General features: G+C 62.0%; 1 protein-coding gene and 1 pseudogene. Both read right to left on the bottom strand.

All coding sequences use genetic code 11. The features are described from left to right. A pseudogene (locus tag HMPREF3113_RS18920) lies at positions 1–278 on the bottom strand (hypothetical protein); the annotation flags it as partial. Positions 279–686: 408 nt separating this feature from the next. Beyond that, the coding region (locus tag HMPREF3113_RS04155) for a TonB-dependent receptor domain-containing protein (protein ID WP_254665236.1) at positions 687–2,996 on the bottom strand (2,310 nt) is incomplete at its 5' end.

Below are 2,996 nucleotides of genomic sequence, written 5' to 3'. Positions count from 1 at the left end.
TGGCCGCCCTGCAGGCCGCCGGTGGTCAGCGAAGATTGCTGCAGCACCTCGGAGATACTGGTGAAGCCGCGGGTCTGGATGTCCTCGGCGGTGACGGTCAGCACCGGTGTGTGGTTCTCGATCTCGGTCTGCGGGATCAAGGACCCGGTGACGGTGACGCGGTCGAGATTGGTGGCGGCGTTGTCCTGTGCGAAGACGGTGGCGCTGGTGAGCAGCAGGCCGGTGAGGACGGCGGCGGCAAGCGGATGACGCGAGATCGAATTACCTTGGCGAGACATGTGCAACCCCATGTAGTGGTGATGTCGTGGCTTTCCCTTCCATGGGACCTCTTGATTGCGTGCAACAACGATCCGGTATCAGGCCTGCATGGCCGTCCTTGGGTGTTTCATTCTGCGTTCAGTCGGTACCGGCGTGCCGCGAACGTAACACGCGCTTAACGTGAAATACGCTGAATGGCCGCGGGCTGTCTGCGGCGAAGGCGAGGCGTTATGGAAATATCTTGAAAAACAATGCGCTGGATGAACATTAAACTTTATTCATATTGCGCCGCGGGCTGACTGCTGAACAGGGCCGTGATTAACAAGTGGGATGAAACCGGTAATCCCATTCCGAATGTACGATGCCGCATGAAAAAAGCCCCGCCTTTCGGCGGGGCTTTCTGGTGTCAGTTCTGAGTGGCTATCGTGTTACTTCCCGCCAAATTCATACTTGGCCTGCACATACACGGCCCGGCCGTAGATGTTGTAGAAGTAATTGTTGTAAGGCGTACCGGAGGTGCCCGGGTAGTTGCTCGCCTGGTTGTCGGGCATCTTGTTGAACACATTGTTGACCATGACCGAGAAGGTCATGTTCTCCGCTGCCCGGTAGTTCACGCTCAGGTTGTAGGTGGTGTACGAACCCCACTTGCCAGCCTTGGCGCCCGAGGGGTGCACGTAGTCATAGCCGTTGCCGGCGTAAGCCAGGTAGTTCGGGGTCTTGCCGACATAGTTGAAGTACAGCGTGGTGGTCCACTTGTCCAAGGCCCAGGCCAGCGAGCCATCGGCGCGCACCTTGGCGTAGGAGTCGTAGATCCACATGTTGTACGGATCGCGCAGCAGGTCCAGGTATTCATCGCCCGGCTGCGGCTGCAGCTCGCGCTTGATCATGTTGGTGTAGTTGGTGGAGAACTGCAGTGCACCGAAACGACCCAGTTCCTGCACGTACTTGGCACTGGCGGTGATGGCCTGCAGGTTCTGGCTGGCCACGTTCATCTTCGGGGTGTAGATCTCGTCCAGAACGCCGGACGCATCACGGGTGATCCACTCGTTGACATTGTCGCAGCTGGCCGAGGTGTTGTTGACCAGGCCGTTGCGGCAGTAGTACTCGGCCAGCAGCAGCTGGTCCGAGCTCAGCGTGTCGACTTCGTTCTTGATCTTCCAGTTGTAGTAATCGACCGAGAAGGACAGGTTGCTCAACGGTGCCCAGACCACGCCGGCATTCCACACATCGGCGGTGATCGGTTCCAGGTCCGGGTTGCCGGCACGCTGGCCGAACACCGAGACGCTGTCATAGGCGCAGCCGGTGGTATCGGTCGGCGCATAGCCGAGCTGGCCGCAGCGGTAGTAGTCGGTGGAGCCGTTGGCGTAGTAGCCGCTCAGGCCCTGGAACGCATCGGACAGGCTGGGCGCGCGGAACGCGGTGCCGTACTTGCCGCGGAACAGCAGGCTCTCGATCGGACGGAACTCGACGCCGACACTGTAGGTTGCCTTGTCGACGGTGCTGTCACCGATCTTGAAGGCGTCATAGCGGCCCGAACCGGTGACGGTCAGCGAGTCGAGCAGCGGCAGGCGCAGCTCGGAGGTCAGCGAGTAGTTGCTGCGATGGCCTGCACCGGCGACCGCGGTGGTGCCCCATACGCTGCCGTCCATCAGGCGCTCGTCCGGGGTGTAATCCCAGCCTTCGCTGCCGGCTTCGGCAACGACGGCGAAACCGGCATCACCGCCGGGCAGCGAGAACAGCGTGCCGTTGGTGAGCTGGAAACGGCCCAGGTTCTGCCACGTGCGGCTCTGGCTCTCCGTGTAACCGGTGAAGGTGGCGAAGTCGCCGGCCGGGATCGGCGCATAGAAGGCGTCCCAGTTCGGCGCGAACACTGCGTAGCCGCTGCGGGTGCCCAACTGCGGGCCCAGTACGTGCTCTTCGAAGTAGTTGTTGATCGGATCGGCCCAGCGCACGAAATTGCGCTCGGTCAGCTTGTACTCGCCGCGGGTGAAGCTGGCGCTGTAATCCCAGTTGCCCAGCGTGCCGCGGCCCCCCAGGGTCACCTGGTAAGCCTTGTTGCGGTCGGTGTTGAGGATGTCCTTGTAGCCGTTGGCGCTGATGTCTTCCGGGGCGAACGCGCGCTGCAGGTTCATCCACTGGCCGCTGGTCTGGTCCCAGAAGCGACCGTAACCGGAGGCCGTGCCCCACCAGGTGTAGTTGGAGCCGGTGGCGTACTTCACGTCCTCATAGCTGTACAGCACGTCGCCGAACAGCTGCAGGCTGTCACTGGCATCGAAGGTGAACGAGCTGTAGACCTGCGCGCTGTCCTTGCCGTTCTTGACGGTCTTGTAGCCCGGGCTGTAGATCGAGCCGCAGGACTGGCCGGCCGCACGCGTGCCGAGCACGGTGGTACCACCGAACTGGCCGGCGACGTTGGCGCACAGGTTCGGATCCATCATCAGGTAGGCGTTGCCGGCCGCCGGATTGACGACCAGGAAGTCATTGGTCGGCACCTGGGCGGTGTAGCCTTTGCCATTGGTCGTCTTGGTGACGTCGCGCTGGTAGCCCCAGATCGGATTGCTCGACTCGAACTGGGCATTGACCAGCACGTTGAGGCGATCGTCGGCGCTGTTGAAGCCGGTCGCGCCGCTGACGCGGAAGGTGCTGCCGCCGCCTTCGGTGTAGGTGCCGCCGCGCACGTTGAGCACGCTGCCGTCCATCCGCTCTTTCAGGATGATGTTGACCACGCCGGCGATCGC

Source organism: Stenotrophomonas sp. HMSC10F06 (assembly GCF_001807865.1).
Classification (GTDB): domain Bacteria; phylum Pseudomonadota; class Gammaproteobacteria; order Xanthomonadales; family Xanthomonadaceae; genus Stenotrophomonas; species Stenotrophomonas bentonitica_A.
This window is presented reverse-complemented; position numbering and strand designations above follow the sequence as displayed.